The 201-nt window shown below is 71.6% G+C and carries 1 protein-coding gene; it reads right to left on the bottom strand.

Annotation, left to right across the window (positions count from 1 at the left end; translation table 11 throughout):
- Positions 1-201 (bottom strand): hypothetical protein (locus B0W80_RS35895; protein WP_218668993.1); only part of this gene is annotated, 201 nt, incomplete at both ends.

Raw genomic sequence — 201 nt, 5'->3', positions numbered from 1 at the left:
TCGGCGTTGATGGTGAGGGTGCCCGCGCCGACGATGGTGGCCGTCTGCCCGGCCGCGTACGTGCCGTTGCCGGCGACCGAGAAGCCGGTGACCGTCACCGGCCCGTCCACGCTGCTGGTGCCCGCGAGCACGGTGCCGGCGAGCGGCGTGTCCTCGTTCGTGCTCACGCTTTCGTCGGCGTCGGTGAAGGCATCGTCCACA

The organism is Variovorax sp. KK3, assembly GCF_001984055.1.
Taxonomy (GTDB): Bacteria; Pseudomonadota; Gammaproteobacteria; order Burkholderiales; family Burkholderiaceae_C; genus Variovorax.
The sequence above is the reverse complement of the archived record's forward strand: the minus strand, read 5'-3'. Positions and strand labels throughout refer to the sequence as shown.